General features: G+C 59.9%; 15 protein-coding genes. 9 read left to right on the forward strand and 6 right to left on the reverse strand.

What is annotated here, in order from left to right; all coding sequences use genetic code 11:
• Positions 1 to 152 precede the first annotated feature (152 nt).
• Entirely contained in the window at positions 153 to 2,378 is a 2,226-nt protein-coding gene (locus tag HX839_RS13340; protein WP_177067161.1) for an NADP-dependent isocitrate dehydrogenase, read from the reverse strand.
• 494 nt (positions 2,379 to 2,872) lie between these two features.
• Here HX839_RS13340 and icd point away from each other — a divergent pair, with 494 nt between their 5' ends.
• Positions 2,873 to 4,129 carry an NADP-dependent isocitrate dehydrogenase gene (gene icd / locus HX839_RS13345; RefSeq protein ID WP_003219599.1) on the forward strand — a complete coding sequence of 419 codons (1,257 nt, stop codon included), beginning with the start codon at positions 2,873 to 2,875 and terminating at the stop codon, positions 4,127 to 4,129.
• Between the two features lie 69 nt (positions 4,130 to 4,198).
• Here icd and cspD read toward each other — a convergent pair whose 3' ends face one another.
• Positions 4,199 to 4,459, reverse strand: coding sequence for a cold shock domain-containing protein CspD (gene cspD / locus HX839_RS13350; RefSeq protein ID WP_023658953.1), 261 nt, complete (start codon positions 4,457 to 4,459; stop codon positions 4,199 to 4,201).
• A gap of 224 nt (positions 4,460 to 4,683) precedes the next feature.
• Here cspD and clpS point away from each other — a divergent pair, with 224 nt between their 5' ends.
• Together clpS and clpA are read left to right on the forward strand one after the other, a co-directional pair.
• Positions 4,684 to 5,052: an ATP-dependent Clp protease adapter ClpS gene (gene clpS, locus HX839_RS13355; protein ID WP_003219604.1), complete on the forward strand. Its 369-nt coding sequence runs from the start codon at positions 4,684 to 4,686 to the stop codon at positions 5,050 to 5,052.
• A 29-nt stretch (positions 5,053 to 5,081) separates the two neighbouring features.
• Positions 5,082 to 7,352: an ATP-dependent Clp protease ATP-binding subunit ClpA gene (clpA, locus tag HX839_RS13360; RefSeq protein WP_003219606.1), complete on the forward strand. Its 2,271-nt coding sequence runs from the start codon at positions 5,082 to 5,084 to the stop codon at positions 7,350 to 7,352.
• Positions 7,353 to 7,588: 236 nt separating this feature from the next.
• Here clpA and infA read toward each other — a convergent pair whose 3' ends face one another.
• The 3 genes from infA to aat form a co-directional block, all read right to left on the reverse strand.
• Positions 7,589 to 7,807, reverse strand: a complete 219-nt coding sequence (gene infA, locus HX839_RS13365; protein WP_002553999.1) for a translation initiation factor IF-1 — start codon at positions 7,805 to 7,807, stop codon at positions 7,589 to 7,591.
• 100 nt (positions 7,808 to 7,907) lie between these two features.
• Positions 7,908 to 8,615 (reverse strand): arginyltransferase, encoded by a 708-nt coding sequence (locus HX839_RS13370; protein WP_003219609.1) that lies wholly within the window; start codon positions 8,613 to 8,615, stop codon positions 7,908 to 7,910.
• Positions 8,616 to 8,670: 55 nt separating this feature from the next.
• Positions 8,671 to 9,351, reverse strand: coding sequence for a leucyl/phenylalanyl-tRNA--protein transferase (gene aat, locus HX839_RS13375; protein WP_003219611.1), 681 nt, complete (start codon positions 9,349 to 9,351; stop codon positions 8,671 to 8,673).
• A gap of 487 nt (positions 9,352 to 9,838) precedes the next feature.
• Here aat and ftsK point away from each other — a divergent pair, with 487 nt between their 5' ends.
• The 6 genes from ftsK to cysG are packed head-to-tail and all read left to right on the forward strand — an operon-like array spanning position 9,839 to position 17,344.
• The gene (gene ftsK / locus HX839_RS13380; RefSeq protein WP_003219614.1) at positions 9,839 to 12,247 is read left to right on the forward strand and encodes a DNA translocase FtsK; all 2,409 of its coding nucleotides are present in this window, start codon (positions 9,839 to 9,841) and stop codon (positions 12,245 to 12,247) included.
• Between the two features lie 57 nt (positions 12,248 to 12,304).
• Positions 12,305 to 12,928: an outer membrane lipoprotein chaperone LolA gene (gene lolA, locus HX839_RS13385; RefSeq protein ID WP_016975527.1), complete on the forward strand. Its 624-nt coding sequence runs from the start codon at positions 12,305 to 12,307 to the stop codon at positions 12,926 to 12,928.
• 27 nt (positions 12,929 to 12,955) lie between these two features.
• Positions 12,956 to 14,278, forward strand: coding sequence for a replication-associated recombination protein A (locus HX839_RS13390; protein ID WP_003219616.1), 1,323 nt, complete (start codon positions 12,956 to 12,958; stop codon positions 14,276 to 14,278).
• Entirely contained in the window at positions 14,278 to 14,652 is a 375-nt protein-coding gene (gene crcB / locus HX839_RS13395; protein WP_008431560.1) for a fluoride efflux transporter CrcB, read from the forward strand. Before HX839_RS13390 ends, crcB begins: the two co-directional genes overlap by 1 nt.
• A gap of 16 nt (positions 14,653 to 14,668) precedes the next feature.
• Positions 14,669 to 15,949 (forward strand): serine--tRNA ligase, encoded by a 1,281-nt coding sequence (serS, locus tag HX839_RS13400; protein WP_177009159.1) that lies wholly within the window; start codon positions 14,669 to 14,671, stop codon positions 15,947 to 15,949.
• Positions 15,950 to 17,344: a siroheme synthase CysG gene (gene cysG, locus HX839_RS13405; RefSeq protein ID WP_003219620.1), complete on the forward strand. Its 1,395-nt coding sequence runs from the start codon at positions 15,950 to 15,952 to the stop codon at positions 17,342 to 17,344.
• A gap of 145 nt (positions 17,345 to 17,489) precedes the next feature.
• Here cysG and HX839_RS13410 read toward each other — a convergent pair whose 3' ends face one another.
• The gene (locus HX839_RS13410) at positions 17,490 to 18,485 is read right to left on the reverse strand and encodes a glutathione S-transferase family protein (protein WP_102369436.1); all 996 of its coding nucleotides are present in this window, start codon (positions 18,483 to 18,485) and stop codon (positions 17,490 to 17,492) included.
• Positions 18,486 to 18,514: the final 29 nt, after the last annotated feature.

Here is an 18,514-nt window from a genome sequence, read left to right on the forward strand (position 1 = left end):
TACGGCGTGTCAGTTAAAGAGGTATTGACTGATCCACCGCATTCGCGAGCAAGCCCGCTCCCACATTTTGATTGGGTTTCTTCAATAAAAGCGCCATGTCCAGAAACAGAAACCCCGGCACAGGGCCGGGGCTTCTTTGCATCCTTACAACCTTACACCAGCGCAGCGATTGCCGCGTTGAGGGTGGCGCTTGGGCGCATGGCCTTGCTGGTCAGCTCGGCGTTCGGTGCGTAGTAGCCACCGATGTCCACTGGCTTGCCCTGGACAGCGTTGAGCTCGGCAACGATGGTTGCCTCATTCGCGGTCAGGGTCTTGGCCAGTTCGCCAAACTGCGCTTGCAGTGCAGTGTCTTCGGTCTGGGCCGCCAGGGCTTGAGCCCAGTACAGCGCCAGGTAGAAGTGGCTGCCGCGGTTGTCGATGTTGCCGACTTTGCGCGATGGCGACTTGTTGTTGTCGAGGAACTGGCCGGTGGCCTGGTCCAGGGTCTTGGACAGCACCAGGGCTTTCGGGTTGTTGTACGTCACACCCAAATGCTCGAGGGATGCGGCCAGGGCCAGGAACTCGCCCAGGGAATCCCAGCGCAGGAAGTTCTCTTCAACCAGTTGCTGCACATGCTTCGGAGCCGAGCCGCCAGCGCCGGTTTCGAACAGGCCGCCACCGTTCATCAGCGGCACGATCGACAGCATCTTGGCGCTGGTGCCCAGTTCCATGATCGGGAACAGGTCGGTCAGGTAGTCGCGCAGAACGTTGCCGGTCACCGAGATGGTGTCCAGGCCCTTGCGGGTGCGCTCCAGGGTGAACTTCATCGCGTCGACCGGCGACATGATGCGAATGTCCAGGCCTTCGGTGTTGTGGTCTTTCAGGTAAGCCTGAACTTTCTCGACCACGACGCCGTCGTGCGCGCGCTGCGGGTCCAGCCAGAAGATGGCCGGGGTGTTGCTGGCGCGGGCGCGGTTGACGGCCAGTTTGACCCAGTCCTGGATCGGCGCGTCTTTGGTCTGGCACATGCGGAAGATGTCGCCGGCTTCCACAGCCTGTTCCATCAGCAGGTTGCCCTTGCTGTCGGTGACGCGGACTACGCCGTCAGCCTTGATCTGGAAGGTCTTGTCGTGGGAGCCGTACTCTTCGGCTTTTTTCGCCATCAGGCCAACGTTTGGCACGCTGCCCATGGTGGTTGGGTCGAAGGCGCCATTGGCCTTGCAGTCTTCGATCACTGCCTGGTAGATAGTGGCGTAGCAGCGATCCGGGATCACAGCCTTGGTGTCGTGCAGCTGGCCGTCGGTGCCCCACATCTTGCCGGAGTCACGGATCATGGCAGGCATCGATGCGTCGACGATGACGTCGCTCGGCACGTGCAGGTTGGTGATGCCTTTGTCGGAGTTGACCATCGCCAGGGAAGGGCGAGCAGCGTATACCGCCTGGATGTCGACTTCGATCTGCGCTTGCTGATCGGCCGGCAGGGCCTTGATGCGAGCGTACAGGTCGCCGATGCCGTTGTTCAGGTTGAAGCCGATCTGCTCCAGCACCACAGCGTGCTTGGCCAGCGCGTCTTTATAGAACTCGGCAACGATCTGGCCGAACATGATCGGGTCGGAAACCTTCATCATAGTGGCTTTCAGGTGAACCGACAGCAGCACGCCTTGTTTCTTGGCGTCTTCGATTTCAGCGGCGATGAAGCTGCGCAGGGCTTTCTTGCTCAGCACGGCGGTGTCGATGATCTCGCCAGCTTGTACGCTGGTTTTTTCCTTCAGGACGGTAGCAGTACCGTCCTTGGCGATCAGTTCGATCTTGACGGCATCAGCGCCTTCGATCTGAACGGCTTTCTCGCTGCCGTAGAAGTCGCCGGTGCTCATGTGGGCAACGTGGGACTTGGAGTCGGCAGCCCAGGCGCCCATTTTGTGCGGGTGCTTGCGAGCGTAGTTCTTGACCGACAGCGGGGCGCGGCGGTCGGAGTTGCCTTCGCGCAGTACCGGGTTCACGGCGCTGCCCTTGACCTTGTCGTAACGTGCACGGGTTTCTTTTTCCGCGTCGGTGGTTACGGTTTCCGGGTAGTCCGGCAGGGCGTAGCCCTGGGCCTGCAGTTCCTTGATCGCAGCTTGCAGCTGAGGGGTCGAGGCACTGATGTTCGGCAGCTTGATGATGTTGGCTTCAGGGGTAACGGCCAGGTCGCCCAGTTCGGCGAGGTGGTCCGGCACGGCCTTGGCGCCCAGTTGCTCGGGGAAGCTTGCGAGGATGCGCGCGGCCAGGGAAATGTCGCGGGTTTCCACGGCAATATCAGCGGAAGCGGTGAAGGCCTCTACGATAGGCAGCAGTGAATAGGTGGCGAGGGCTGGTGCTTCGTCGGTGAAGGTGTAGATGATCTTCGAGCGGGTGGGCATATTCGGATTAACTCTCTTCTTTGCTGAAAGCATGCGCAGAAACTCGAGATGCGCCGGGTAAAGCGCGTTCGTTCAAAGTCATCCATGAGCGAAATGTCGAAGTTTCTTCGCGGTGATGTTGGGTTGCATCAGTCGAGCGTCAAGCGGGTGAGCTACTGTAGTAGCTCGGCTTTTCTGGCGGAGGGCGTCTGTCTAGAGCGGTCGGCCGTCGTGACTCTTTGGTCAGCGGCGGCATTATACATAGGTCGCTATGCTTACGCCGAGCCTTCATACAAAAGGTGTGTCGTCCATTGGTCTAAAGGTCGCAGGCAGCGGGTTGCGCCTAAAGTCGCATGATGTGCTCAAGATTGGCGCTTTTCCCTTTGCTTTCAAGCTTGTAGGCCGCTAAATATGCTGTTTTCGACGCAAATGTGCAGGGCCTGAGGTTTCAGTCCTCATTTATCTGGAGTAGGCTCGAACGCAGCCAGATGTTCAATCCATAGATGGAGTTCAGCATGGGATACAAGAAGATTCAGGTTCCGGCAGTCGGCGACAAAATCACCGTCAATGCAGACCATTCTCTCAATGTTCCTGACAACCCGATCATCCCCTTCATCGAGGGTGACGGTATTGGCGTCGACATCAGCCCGGTGATGATCAAGGTGGTCGATGCAGCTGTTAACAAGGCTTATGGCGGCAAGCGCAAAATCTCCTGGATGGAGGTGTATGCCGGCGAAAAGGCCACCCAGGTTTACGACCAGGACACCTGGCTGCCCCAGGAAACCCTGGATGCGGTCAAGGACTACGTGGTTTCCATCAAGGGCCCGCTGACCACCCCAGTCGGTGGCGGTATCCGTTCGCTGAACGTTGCCCTGCGCCAACAGCTCGACCTTTATGTGTGCCTGCGCCCGGTGCGCTGGTTCGAAGGCGTGCCAAGCCCGGTCAAGAAGCCAGGCGATGTGGACATGACCATCTTCCGCGAGAACTCCGAGGATATTTACGCCGGCATCGAGTGGAAAGCCGGCTCCCCGGAAGCGATCAAGGTCATCAAGTTCCTGAAGGAAGAGATGGGCGTCACCAAGATCCGTTTCGACCAGAACTGCGGGATCGGCATCAAGCCGGTGTCCCTGGAAGGCACCAAGCGCCTGGCGCGCAAGGCCTTGCAGTATGTCGTGGATAACGACCGCGACTCGCTGACCATTGTGCACAAAGGCAACATCATGAAGTTCACCGAAGGTGCCTTCAAGGAATGGGCCTACGAAGTGGCGGCCGAAGAGTTCGGCGCGACCCTGTTGGATGGCGGCCCGTGGATGCAATTCAAGAACCCGCGCACCGGCAAGAATGTGGTGGTCAAGGACGCCATTGCCGACGCCATGCTCCAGCAGATCCTGCTGCGCCCGGCCGAATACGACGTGATCGCCACCCTTAACCTTAACGGTGACTATCTGTCCGACGCCCTGGCGGCGGAAGTGGGCGGTATCGGTATTGCGCCGGGCGCCAACCTGTCCGACACCGTGGCGATGTTCGAAGCCACCCACGGTACTGCGCCGAAGTATGCCGGCAAGGACCAGGTCAACCCGGGTTCGTTGATCCTGTCGGCGGAAATGATGTTGCGCCACATGGGCTGGACCGAAGCGGCCGACCTGATCATCAAGGGCACCAACGGCGCAATTTCGGCCAAGACCGTGACCTATGACTTCCACCGCTTGATGGACGGCGCCAAGTTGCTGTCGTCGTCGGCGTTCGGGGATGCGCTGATTTCGCATATGTAAGCTGATACGGAGGCGTAAAAAACCGGCCTTATGGGCCGGTTTTTTTTAGAGCGTTTGCTCAGTGGCTGATCAGGCCAGTTGTCTTTTTGATTTTTGAGCGACGCCCTCTTTGGGGGTAGTGGCGCTGACTGGAGCGCTGATATTCACTGCGTGCAAGCCCTTGGGTCCCTGAATGATGTCGAAGGAAACCGGTTGCCCTGCCTTTAGTGTCTTGTAGCCATCCATTTGGATAGCCGAGTAATGCGCAAATAGGTCGTCAGTCTTGTCGTCTTCGTTGATGAAGCCGTAACCCTTGGCATTGTTGAACCACTTGACCTTACCGCTCGCCATGCCCATATCCCTCTGCACCAGACTCCATCACTGGAGTATCATCCAGTTTATCCGTCCTAACCCGAATAAATAAGGTTGACTGCGCGGACCTTTTTTACCCACTGTGGGTTCTATTGGTTGTAACACTGATTTGCCGATAGTCAAGGCGACCAGTCGGTCAGAGTTGAAATTCTGACAGGTCGCCCCCACCACTGTATTTGAACCACTGACGAACCTTTCTTTCCATGCATGCAATCAGCCAGATTCGACTAACATTCAATCAGGATCGCCCGGATCATCAAGAAGACGACGACGGTTCTGCAGGCATTGCTGTCCAGGAGGCCAAGCCTGCTTTACAGGCGCCGCCGATGTACAAGGTGGTTTTGTTCAATGATGACTACACACCGATGGATTTCGTCGTCGAAGTACTCGAGGTGTTTTTTAACCTGAACCGCGAGTTGGCGACCAAGGTAATGCTGGCCGTTCACACAGAAGGACGGGCAGTATGTGGAGTGTTTACCCGCGACATCGCCGAGACAAAGGCCATGCAGGTCAACCAGTACGCCAGGGAAAGCCAGCATCCGCTACTCTGTGAAATCGAGAAGGACGGTTAACTCCGACCACTTGGGTATGAGGTGAAGCTATGTTAAACCGCGAGCTCGAAGTCACCCTCAATCTTGCCTTCAAGGAGGCCCGTTCGAAGCGTCATGAATTCATGACCGTCGAACACCTGCTGCTGGCACTTTTGGATAACGAAGCTGCCGCCACCGTACTGCGTGCGTGTGGTGCCAATCTCGACAAACTCAAGCATGACCTGCAGGAGTTTATCGACTCCACCACGCCGTTGATCCCCGTTCATGACGAGGACCGCGAGACCCAGCCAACCCTGGGCTTCCAGCGGGTACTGCAGCGTGCCGTTTTCCACGTACAGAGCTCCGGCAAGCGCGAAGTCACAGGGGCCAATGTGCTCGTGGCGATCTTCAGCGAGCAGGAAAGCCAGGCTGTGTTCCTGCTCAAGCAGCAAAGCGTTGCCCGTATTGATGTCGTCAACTACATCGCCCATGGCATTTCCAAGGTGCCGGGGCATGGCGATCACTCGGAAGGTGAGCAGGATATGCAGGATGACGAGGGCGGTGAGTCTTCTTCTTCGAGCAACCCGCTGGACGCTTATGCCAGCAACCTCAACGAACTGGCGCGCCAGGGGCGGATCGATCCGCTGGTGGGGCGTGAGCTGGAAGTTGAGCGCGTGGCGCAGATCCTGGCGCGTCGCCGCAAGAACAACCCGTTGTTGGTCGGTGAGGCAGGCGTGGGTAAAACCGCGATTGCCGAAGGCCTGGCCAAACGCATTGTTGATAACCAGGTGCCCGACCTGCTGGCCAACAGCGTCGTCTACTCCCTTGACCTGGGCGCATTGCTCGCCGGGACCAAGTACCGTGGCGATTTCGAGAAGCGCTTCAAGGCGTTGCTCGGCGAGTTGAAAAAACGCCCGCAGGCGATCCTGTTCATTGACGAAATCCACACCATCATCGGTGCCGGTGCGGCTTCCGGTGGCGTGATGGATGCGTCGAACCTGCTCAAGCCGCTGCTGTCTTCGGGCGATATCCGTTGCATCGGTTCGACCACGTTCCAGGAATTCCGCGGGATCTTCGAAAAAGACCGCGCCCTGGCGCGCCGCTTCCAGAAAGTGGATGTGTCCGAGCCTTCGGTAGAAGACACCATTGGCATCCTGCGCGGGCTCAAGGGGCGCTTTGAAGCGCACCATGGCATCGAGTACACCGATGAGGCGCTGCGTGCAGCCGCCGAGCTGGCATCGCGCTACATCAATGACCGGCACATGCCGGACAAGGCCATCGACGTGATCGACGAGGCGGGTGCCTACCAGCGCCTGCAGCCGGTAGAGAAGCGTGTGAAACGCATCGACGTGCCTCAGGTCGAGGATATCGTGGCGAAGATCGCGCGGATTCCGCCAAAACACGTCAACACCTCCGATCGGGAGCTGCTGCGTAACCTGGAGCGCGACCTCAAGCTGACCGTGTTTGGTCAGGATGCAGCCATCGACTCGCTGTCCACCGCGATCAAGCTGTCCCGCGCTGGCCTCAAGTCGCCGGACAAGCCGGTCGGTTCGTTCCTGTTCGCCGGGCCTACCGGCGTCGGCAAGACCGAAGCGGCGCGGCAATTGGCCAAGGCCATGGGGATCGAGCTGGTGCGTTTCGACATGTCCGAGTACATGGAGCGTCACACCGTCTCGCGCCTGATCGGTGCGCCTCCGGGCTATGTCGGCTTCGACCAGGGCGGCCTGTTGACCGAGGCGATCACCAAGCAGCCACATTGCGTACTGCTGCTCGATGAAATCGAGAAGGCGCACCCGGAAGTCTTCAACCTGCTGTTGCAGGTCATGGACCACGGCACTCTGACCGACAACAACGGGCGCAAGGCGGACTTCCGCAACGTGATCGTGATCATGACCACCAACGCCGGTGCCGAAACAGCCGCGCGGGCTTCCATTGGCTTTACTCATCAGGATCACTCTTCCGACGCCATGGAAGTGATCAAGAAGAGTTTCACGCCGGAATTCCGCAACCGCCTGGACACCATCATCCAGTTTGGTCGCCTCAGCCATGAGGTCATCAAAAGCGTGGTGGACAAGTTCCTCACCGAGCTCCAGGCGCAGTTGGAAGACAAGCGCGTGCAGCTGGAAGTCTCGGACGCGGCGCGCAACTGGCTGGCGGAAGGTGGCTACGACGCGGCAATGGGCGCTCGGCCAATGGCTCGCCTGATCCAGGACAAGATCAAGCGCCCACTGGCGGAAGAGATCCTGTTTGGCGAACTGGCAGACCATGGTGGCGTGGTGCATATCGATCTGAAGGACGGCGAGTTGACCTTCGACTTCGAAACCACGGCTGAAATGGCCTGATAGCTGACGCAACAAAACAAAAAGGCGCCGAGAGGCGCCTTTTTGCTGCCTTGAACCCGATGCAGATCAAATGTGGGAGCGGGCTTGCTCGCGAATGCGGTGTGCCAGTCGACACAATCAATGACTGACACGCTGCATTCGCGAGCAAGCCCGCTCCCACAAGGGATTTCTGGTTTCAGGTAAATCGCGCGCACACAAAAACGCCCGGCATAACCGGGCGTTTTGTATTGACTTGATTAACGGGCGCGGTAAGTGATGCGCCCTTTGCTCAGGTCATAGGGCGTCAGTTCGACGCGCACTTTGTCACCGGTAAGAATACGAATGTAGTTCTTGCGCATCTTGCCGGAGATATGCGCGGTTACGACGTGCCCATTTTCCAACTCCACACGAAACATGGTGTTGGGCAGGGTGTCGACGACAGTGCCTTCCATTTCGAAGCTGTCTTCTTTCGACATGCAGTAAAGCCCTCGGTATCCAGTGAATGGCCCGGTGCAACTGCGCCAGGCAAAAGCGGCGTGCATTGTGCCCGAAAAAGGGTGTTTAAGCCAAGAGGTTCTAGTTCAACGTGACCCATCTTTGGTTAATTAGCAGCTCAATGGGCCGATATTGGGTCTTGTAGTTCATCTTTTTGCAGTTTTTTATCCAGTATCCGAGGTACACCGCCTCCAATTCCAGGCGCAAGGCTTCACCGATCTGCCACAGGATCGCAAAGCGTCCCAGGCTGCGCCGTTCCTCGGCGGGCTCATAAAAGGTGTAGACCGCCGACAGGCCATTGGGCAGCAGGTCAGTCACGGCGACCGCCACCAGTCGTCCCTCGAGCCGAAACTCATAGAAGCGCGAGAAGGGCAGGTCGCGCACCAGGAAGGTGGAAAACTGGTCGCGGCTGGGCGGGAACATGTCGCCGTCGGCGTGGCGCTGTTCGATGTAGCGTTGGTAAAGGTCGAAATATTCTTCGCTGAAGCCGGGTTTGGTGGCGGTAACGGTCAGGTCGGCGTTGCGCTTCAGGATGCGTTTCTGGTTGCGGTCCGGCAGGAACTGCGCCACCGGGATGCGCGCCGGTACGCAGGCGTTGCAGTTCTGGCAGTGCGGCCGGTAAAGGTGGTCGCCGCTGCGGCGGAAGCCCATTTCCGACAAATCGGCATACACATGCACGTCCATCGGCTGGCTGGGGTCGAGGAACAGCGTGGTGGCCTGCTCATCGGGCAGATAGCTGCATGAGTGGGGTTGAGTGGCATAAAACTTCAAACGCGCCAGCTCGGTCATGATCAACCCTCGGATAAGCTTTGAAATAAGTGTAAGCCAGGTGCGGGGAAGTCGCCTAGGAAACCCACGGAGCAGAGCTGGTTTGGTCCAAATGGTCGCGCAGGTAGTTGGCGAAGTCGCTGCGGGGAATGGCGCGGGCGCCGAGGCTGTGCAGGTGATCGGTGGGCATCTGGCAGTCGATCAGCACAAAGCCCCAGGCCTGTAGTTGCCGAACCAGGGTGGCAAAGCCGTATTTCGAGGCGTTGTCGGCGCGACTGAACATGGACTCGCCGAAAAACAACTGGCCCATCGCCAGGCCGTACAGGCCGCCCACCAGTTCGCCCGCGTCCCACACCTCCACCGAATGCGCATAACCGCGCTGGTGCAGTTGCAGGTAGGCGTTCTGCATGGCTTCGGTGATCCAGGTGCCATCGGCATAACTGCGCGGCGCCGCGCACGCCTGGATGACCGCAGCGAAGTCCTGGTCGAAGGTCACTGTGTAACGCTGCTGGCGCAACAATTTGCCGAGGCTGCGGGAAACGTGCAGCTCATCGGGGAACAATACGGTGCGTGGGTCGGGCGACCACCAGAGGATGGGCTGGCCTTCCGAGAACCAGGGAAAGCAGCCGTGGCGGTAGGCCTGGATCAGGCGGTCGGCCGACAGGTCGCCACCGGCAGCGAGCAGGCCATTGGGTTCGCGCATGGCCTTGGCCAGCGGTGGGAAGGTCAGGGTGTTGCGTTGTAACCAGGTCAGCATGGCATCCAGGCTTACGGAAGGGGAGGGCGGAAACGGCGATGTTGTCCGTTGCAAGAGCTGTGATTATTGTCGACGAAACGCTCTGGGGCTACCCCGAACATGGGATCGGTGCAGATAAGCATGAACGGGTGTTTCTGCAACTCTATGCCGGGGGCGTGGTCGTAATCGCGTACGTCGGTCGGCAAGCTAGCCTGGATTGGCAAAAACAGCTCATAAGCCTTTGTCAGTAAAGACAATGCATGCTCAAATTGAACGTTATGAAATTGAACATTGGCTATGCTGTGTAACGTAGGGCCAAGTGCGTGGCATCGCGCACACAAACCCGTACAATGCGGCCATTGGGGCGTTATCGCCGTTTCATGAATCAGTAGCAGGGTGTTAAAAGTAGCTCCACTGGCACTCGTTCATTTTTTACCTGCCCGGATTGGGCAGTGTTTTGCAGTCATTCAACAGATGGACGCGCTAAAGGCGCAGGAAAAGACCCGTTTTGAAGAAATCCGCCGCAACACCTAAAGCCGCAGTCGTGCCCGCCTGGCGCCAGCACCTGCACTACCGACTCAAGGAAGGTGCACTGATCGCCATCGGCGCGCTGTGCCTGTTCCTGATGATGGCCTTGCTCACCTATGGCAAGGACGATCCAGGCTGGAGCCACAACAGCAAGATCGAAGACGTGCAGAACTTCGGCGGTCCGGCCGGCTCCTACAGCGCCGACATCCTGTTCATGGTGCTGGGTTACTTCGCTTACATCTTCCCGTTGCTGCTGGCCATCAAGACCTGGCAGATCTTCCGCCAGCGTCACGAGCCGTGGCAATGGAGCGGCTGGCTGTTCTCCTGGCGCCTGATCGGCCTGGTGTTCCTGGTGTTGTCCGGCGCGGCCCTGGCCCATATCCATTTCCATGCACCTACCGGTCTGCCGGCCGGTGCCGGCGGCGCTCTGGGCGAAAGCCTCGGCGATCTGGCCCGCAGGACCCTGAACATCCAGGGCAGCACCCTGATGTTCATCGCGCTGTTCCTGTTCGGCCTCACCGTGTTTACCGACCTGTCCTGGTTCAAGGTCATGGACGTGACCGGCAAGATCACCCTCGACCTGCTCGAACTGTTCCAGGGCGCCGCGAATCGCTGGTGGTCGGCCCGGGTGGACCGCAAACGCATGGTTGCGCAACTGCGCGAGGTGGATACCCGCGTCAACGAGGTGGTAGCCCCGAGCACGCCGGACCGGCGTGAGCAGGCCAAGGTCAAGGAACGCCTGATCGAACGCGAGCAGGCCCTGACCAAGCACATGTCGGACCGCGAGAAGCAAGTGCCGCCGGTGATTGCCCCTGCGCCGCCGAAGGCCCCCGAGCCGAGCCACCGCGTGCAGAAAGAGAAACAGGCGCCGTTGTTTGTCGACAGCGCCGTGGAAGGCACCTTGCCGCCGATCTCGATTCTTGATCCTGCGGAAAAGAAACAGCTCAATTATTCCCCTGAATCCCTGGCGGCCGTCGGCCACCTGCTGGAAATCAAGCTCAAGGAATTCGGCGTCGAAGTCTCGGTGGATTCGATCCACCCGGGCCCGGTGATTACCCGCTACGAAATCCAGCCGGCTGCCGGCGTCAAGGTCAGCCGCATTTCCAACCTGGCCAAGGATCTGGCGCGTTCGCTGGCCGTGACCAGCGTGCGGGTGGTGGAAGTGATTCCGGGCAAGACCACCGTCGGTATCGAGATTCCCAACGAAGACCGGCAGATCGTGCGCTTCTCCGAAGTGCTGTCGACCCCGGAATACGACAACTTCAAGTCGCCGGTCACCCTGGCCCTGGGCCACGACATCGGCGGCAAGCCGGTGATCACCGACCTGGCGAAAATGCCTCACTTGCTGGTTGCCGGTACCACCGGTTCCGGTAAGTCGGTGGGTGTGAATGCGATGATCCTGTCGATCCTGTTCAAGTCGGGCCCGGATGACGCCAAGCTGATCATGATCGACCCGAAAATGCTTGAGCTGTCGATCTACGAAGGCATTCCGCACCTGTTGTGCCCGGTGGTGACCGACATGAAGGATGCGGCGAACGCCCTGCGCTGGAGCGTTGCCGAGATGGAGCGGCGCTACAAGCTGATGGCGAAGATGGGCGTGCGTAACCTGTCGGGCTTCAACGCCAAGGTCAAGGAAGCCCAGGACGCCGGCACGCCGCTGACCGACCCGTTGTACAAGCGCGAAAGCATCCACGACGAAGCGCCGCTGTTGACCAAATTGCCGACCATCGTGGTGGTGGTCGACGAATTTGCCGACATGATGATGATCGTCGGCAAGAAGGTCGAAGAACTGATCGCCCGTATCGCCCAGAAGGCGCGGGCCGCCGGGATCCACTTGATCCTCGCGACCCAGCGTCCGTCGGTGGACGTGATCACCGGCCTGATCAAGGCCAACATCCCGACCCGCATGGCGTTCCAGGTGTCGAGCAAGATCGATTCCCGGACCATCATCGACCAGGGCGGCGCCGAGCAACTGCTGGGCCACGGTGACATGCTCTACATGCCGCCGGGCACCAGTTTGCCGATCCGTGTCCACGGCGCGTTCGTCTCCGACGATGAGGTGCACCGTGTGGTGGAAGCCTGGAAACTGCGTGGCGCCCCGGAATACAACGACGACATCCTCGCCGGCGTCGAAGAGGCCGGCAGCGGCTTCGACGGTGGCAGCGGCGGTGGCGACGATGATGCCGAGACCGATGCGCTCTACGACGAAGCGGTGCAGTTCGTGCTTGAAAGCCGCCGCGCCTCGATCTCCGCCGTACAGCGCAAGCTGAAGATTGGCTACAACCGCGCTGCCCGCATGATCGAAGCCATGGAAATGGCCGGCGTGGTCACCTCGATGAACACCAACGGCTCGCGCGAAGTGATTGCGCCAGCGCAGATGCGTGACTGATTACGTGCCGCGTGGCAACACGCGGCACGCCTTGCAACCGAATCTAAGAGGACTCCCATGCGTCTTATCCGCATGCTGTTGTTGCCTGCATTGGCCCTGACTGCTGTTTCGGCTCATGCTGACCCGGCTTCCGTCGCGAGCCTGAAAAACCTGTTGGACAAATCCCAGACCCTGACCGCGCGCTTCTCCCAGCTCACGCTGGATGCCGGTGGCACCCAGTTGCAGGAAACCGCCGGCGAGATGGCTGTGCAGCGCCCAGGGCTGTTCTACTGGCACACAGAAGGCAAGGCCGAGCAGACCATCGTCTCTGACGGCCAAAAAGTCACCCTGTGGGACCCGGACCTGGAGCAGGCGACCATCAAGAAGCTCGACCCGCGCCTGAACCAGACGCCAGCGCTGTTGCTGTCGGGCGATGTGTCGAAGATCAACGACAGCTTCGATATTACCTCCAAGCAGACCAGCAACGTGATTGAATTCACCCTTAAGCCGAAATCCAAGGACACGCTCTTTGACACGCTGTCCCTGTCGTTTGGCAACGGCGTGATCAACAACATGCGTCTGGTTGACAGCGTCGGCCAGCGCACCGATATCCTGTTCTCCGGGGTCAAGGCCAACCAGCCGGTACCGGCATCCAAGTTCAAGTTCGACATCCCGAAGGGTGCCGACGTGATCCAGGAATAAACTGCCCAGAGGTTTCAAACGCTGCCCATGGACCTGTTTCGAAGTGACCCGATTGCTCAGCCTCTGGCGGCGCGCCTGCGCTCGACCAACCTGGACGAGTACGTCGGGCAGGAACACCTGCTCGCCCGCGGCAAGCCTTTGCGCGAGGCCCTTGAGCAGGGTGCGCTGCACTCGATGATTTTCTGGGGTCCGCCGGGCGTGGGTAAAACCACCCTGGCGCGGCTCCTGGCAAAAGTATCGGATGCACACTTCGAGACGGTCTCGGCGGTGCTGGCCGGGGTCAAGGAGATCCGCCAGGCGGTGGAAGTCGCCAAGCAGCAGGCCGGGCAGTACGGCAAGCGCACCATCCTGTTCGTCGACGAAGTGCATCGCTTCAACAAGTCGCAGCAGGATGCGTTCTTGCCGTATGTCGAAGACGGCACGCTGATCTTTATTGGTGCCACCACCGAAAACCCGTCTTTTGAACTGAACAATGCCTTGCTGTCCCGGGCGCGTGTCTATGTGCTCAAGAGCCTCGATGAAGCCGCGATGCAGAAGCTCTTGCAGCGCGCGCTGAACGAAGACAAGGGCCTGGGCAAGCGCCAGTTGAGTGTCAGTGAGGAAGGCTTCAAGATCCTGCTGACTGCTGCGGATGGCGACGGTCGACGTTTTCTCAATCTGCTGGAAAACGCTTCCGACCTGGCCGAGGATGGCAGCGAAATCGGCGTCGACTTGCTGCAGAGCCTGTTGGGCGACACCCGCCGGCGTTTCGACAAGGGCGGCGAAGCGTTCTACGACCAGATTTCCGCGCTGCACAAATCTGTGCGCGGCTCCAACCCCGACGGCGCGCTGTACTGGTTTGCGCGGATGATCGACGGCGGTTGCGACCCGTTGTACCTCGCCCGGCGCGTGGTGCGCATGGCCAGCGAAGATATTGGCAATGCCGACCCGCGTGCGCTGAGCCTGTGCCTGGCCGCCTGGGAAGTGCAGGAACGCCTGGGCAGCCCGGAAGGCGAGTTGGCGGTGGCCCAGGCCATCACCTATCTGGCCTGCGCACCGAAGAGCAACGCGGTGTACATGGGCTTCAAGTCCGCCCTGCGTGCTGCCGCCGAGCATGGCTCCCTGGAAGTGCCGCTGCACTTGCGCAATGCGCCGACCAAGCTGATGAAGCAACTCGGCTACGGCGATGAGTACCGCTACGCCCACGATGAACCGGACGCCTATGCGGCTGGCGAAGATTACTTCCCGGATGACCTTGAGCCGCAGCCGTTTTACCAGCCGGTGCCCCGCGGCCTGGAGCTGAAGATCGGCGAAAAGCTCAATCACCTTGCCCAACTTGACCGGCTCAGTCCGAAACAGCGGAGAAAGTAGTGCTCAGAACGATTCTTGCCGTGTCCGTAGCCGGCATCGCTGGTACATTATTGCGTTTCGCCACCAGCACCTGGGTCAGCGCCAATTGGCCGAAGCATTTTTATGCGGCGACCCTGGCGGTCAACCTGGTGGGCTGTTTGATCATCGGCTTGTTGTACGGGTGGTTTCTGCTTCGCCCGGAAGTGCCGATTGAGATTCGTGCCGGCTTGATTGTCGGTTTTGTAGGCGGTCTGACGACCTTTTCATCCTTTTCACTGGACACGCTACGCCTGCTGGAAAGCGGGCAGGCACCGGTCGCCTTCGGGTACCTGGCCATCAGCGTGTTCGGCGGGCTGCTCGCCACTTGGGCTGGCCTGTCCTTGACCAAACTTTGATAAACGAGAGACCGACATGCTCGATTCCAAACTGTTACGTAGCAACCTTCAGGACGTAGCGGACCGCCTGGCATCCCGTGGCTTTGCCTTGGATGTTGCGCGCATCGAAGCGCTGGAAGAACAGCGCAAGACCGTCCAGACCCGCACCGAAGCACTGCAGGCTGAGCGTAATGCGCGTTCCAAATCCATCGGTCAGGCCAAGCAGCGCGGCGAAGACATCGCGCCGTTGATGGCGGACGTCGAGCGTATGGCTGGCGAGTTGGCTTCCGGCAAAGTCGAACTGGACGCGATCCAGACTGAGCTGGACTCGATCCTGCTGGGTATCCCGAACCTGCCACACGAGTCCGTGCCGATTGGCGAAGACGAAGACGGCAACGTCGAAGTCCGTCGCTGGGGCACGCCAAAAACCTTCGATTTCGAGATCAAGGACCACGTCGCGCTGGGCGAATTGACCGGTGGCCTGGACTTCGAGACAGCGGCCAAAATGTCCGGTGCGCGCTTTGCCTTGCTGCGTGGCCCGATTGCACGCATGCACCGCGCCCTGGCGCAGTTCATGATCAACCTGCACACCGGCGAGCACGGCTACGAAGAGGCTTACACCCCGTACCTGGTCCAGGCTCCGGCGCTGATGGGCACCAGCCAGCTGCCGAAATTCGAGGAAGACCTGTTCAAGATCAGCCGCGATGGCGAAGCCGACTTGTACCTGATCCCGACCGCCGAAGTGTCGCTGACCAATATCGTGGCCGGGGAAATCCTCGACGCCAAGCAGCTGCCGATCAAGTTTGTCGCCCACTCGCCATGCTTTCGCAGCGAAGCCGGTGCATCGGGCCGCGACACCCGCGGCATGATTCGCCAGCACCAGTTCGACAAGGTCGAGATGGTGCAGGTTGTCGAGCCGTCGACTTCCATGGAAGCGCTGGAAGGCCTGACCGCCAACGCCGAACGCGTCCTGCAACTGCTGGAGCTGCCGTACCGCGTTCTGGCGCTGTGCACCGGCGACATGGGTTTCAGCGCCGTGAAGACTTACGACCTGGAAGTGTGGGTGCCGAGCCAGGATAAATACCGCGAGATTTCGTCGTGCTCCAACTGCGGTGATTTCCAGGCCCGTCGCATGCAGGCGCGTTTCCGTAACCCGGAAACCGGCAAGCCCGAGCTGGTCCACACCCTCAACGGTTCGGGCCTGGCAGTAGGCCGTACCCTGGTGGCCGTGCTGGAAAACTACCAGCAGGCTGACGGTTCGATCCGCGTACCTGAAGTGCTCAAGCCGTACATGGCGGGCGTTGAGGTCATCGGCTAAATGGAATTTCTGCCGCTGTTTCATAACCTGCGCGGCAGTCGTGTGTTGGTCGTCGGTGGCGGGGAGATTGCCTTGCGCAAATCCCGGCTGCTGGCCGACGCCGGCGCGTTGTTGCGGGTGGTTGCTCCCCAGATTGAAGACCAGTTGCGTGAACTGGTGCAGGGCAGTGGCGGTGAACTGATTTTGCGTGGTTATCAGGAGGCCGACCTCGACGGTTGCACCCTGATCATCGCGGCGACCGACGACGAGCCGCTGAACGCGCAAGTGTCCAGCGATGCCCGGCGTCGTTGCGTACCGGTCAATGTGGTGGATGCGCCGGCCTTGTGCAGCGTGATCTTCCCGGCGATTGTCGACCGTTCGCCGTTGGTGATCGCAGTGTCCAGCGGCGGCGATGCGCCGGTGCTGGCACGCTTGATCCGCGCCAAGCTGGAAACCTGGATTCCGTCGACTTACGGCCAGTTGGCCGGGCTGGCGGCGCGGTTTCGCAGCCAGGTCAAAGGCTTGTTCCCGGATGTGCAGCAACGTCGCGCGTTCTGGGAAGACGTCTTCCAAGGCCCGATTGCTGATCGGCAACTGGCCGGGCAGGGCGATGAAGCCGAGCGTCTGCTGGTGGAGAAAATCAACGGCGCGCCGCCCCACGCACCGGGCGAAGTCTACCTGGTGGGCGCAGGCCCGGGTGATCCGGACCTGCTGACGTTCCGCGCCTTGCGCTTGATGCAACAGGCCGACGTGGTGCTGTACGACCGCCTGGTGGCGCCGGCGATTCTTGAATTGTGCCGTCGCGATGCCGAGCGGGTGTATGTCGGCAAGCGGCGCGCAGACCATGCGGTGCCGCAGGACCAGATCAACCAGCAACTGGTGGACCTGGCCAGGCAAGGCAAGCGCGTGCTGCGGCTCAAGGGTGGCGATCCGTTCATCTTTGGGCGTGGCGGTGAAGAGATCGAAGAGCTGGCGGCCCATGGCATCCCGTTCCAGGTGGTGCCGGGTATTACCGCGGCCAGTGGTTGCGCGGCGTATGCCGGTATTCCGCTGACCCACCGCGACTATGCGCAATCGGTTCGCTTCATTACCGGGCACTTGAAGGACGGGACTTCGGACCTGCCGTGGAGTGACCTGGTGGGCCCTTCGCAGACCCTGGTGTTCTACATGGGCTTGATCGGGTTGCCGATCATCTGCGAACAGCTGATCAAGCATGGTCGTTCGGCGGATACGCCGGCGGCGTTGATCCAGCAGGGCACCACGTCCAACCAGCGGGTGTTTACCGGCACCCTGGCTGACCTGCCACGCATGGTGGCGGAACATGAGGTTCATGCGCCGACACTGGTGATTGTGGGAGAAGTGGTGCAGTTGCGTGAGAAGCTGAAGTGGTTTGAAGGCGCTCAGTCGCAAGTCTGACACGTCTCCTGTGGCGAGACCGTCTCTGTGGCGAGGGAGCTTGCTGTGGCGAGGGAGCTTGCTCCCGCTGGAGTGCGAAGCGCTCCCAGGATTTTGGGGCCGCTGCGCAGCCCAGCGGGAGCAAGCTCCCTCGCCACAGGGTGTGTCAGCTCAAGATGCCTTTTCCGCTCAGTCTCGCGCGGTCATGCTCCGCCTCAAACGTCTGCAACGGCCCCTTCGGCACAATCCCCGTCGGATTAATCGTGCGGTGACTGGCGTAGTAATGCCCCTTGATGTGAGCAAAATCCACCGTCTCGGCAATCCCCGGCCACTGATACAACTCCCTTAGCCAGTTCGACAGGTTCGGATAATCCGCAATTCGCCGCAGGTTGCATTTGAAGTGGCTGTAGTACACCGCATCAAACCGAATCGCCGTGGTGAAAAGCCTTACATCGGCTTCAGTCAGGTATTCTCCCGCCAGGTAACGATGCTCACCCAAGTGCTGCTCAAGGTGATCCAGTTCGGCAAACACATCATCAAATGCGGCCTCATAAGCCTTTTGTGACGTGGCAAAGCCTGCGCGGTACACACCGTTGTTCACGGCGGGATAGATTCGATCGTTCAGTGCATCAATGGTCGAGCGCTGGGCTTCGGGATAGAAATCCAGTTGATTGCCGGTCAGTTCATTAAACGCACTGTTGAACATGCGAATAATCTCCGCCGACTCATTGCTGACAATCCGCTTGAGCTTCTTGTCCCACAACACCGGCACTGTGACCCGCCCGGTGTAGCTGGCGGTGTCGGCGGTGTAGCGTTGGTGCATGAAGGTGAAGTCGTCAAGCTTGTCGCCGCTGGAGCCATGGGCCTTGTCGAAGGTCCAGCCGTTTTCCAGCATCAGCCAACTGACCACCGACACGTCGATCAGGCTTTCCAAGCCTTTGAGCTTGCGCAGGATCAATGTGCGGTGCGCCCAGGGGCAGGCGAGGGATACGTATAAATGGTAACGACCGGCTTCAGCCGCGAAACCGCCTTCGCCGGTCGGGCCGGGTTCACCATCGGCGGTCACCCAGTTGCGGCGTTGCGCCTGCTCCCGTTGGAAGGCGCCGTCTGCGCTACTTTCGTACCACTGGTCATGCCAGCGTCCTTCGATCAGCAAACCCATGACTGACTCCTTGGCTAATAAGCGTTGGA

This window comes from Pseudomonas sp. I8001, assembly GCF_013385345.1.
In the GTDB taxonomy this organism is placed as follows: Bacteria; Pseudomonadota; Gammaproteobacteria; order Pseudomonadales; family Pseudomonadaceae; genus Aquipseudomonas.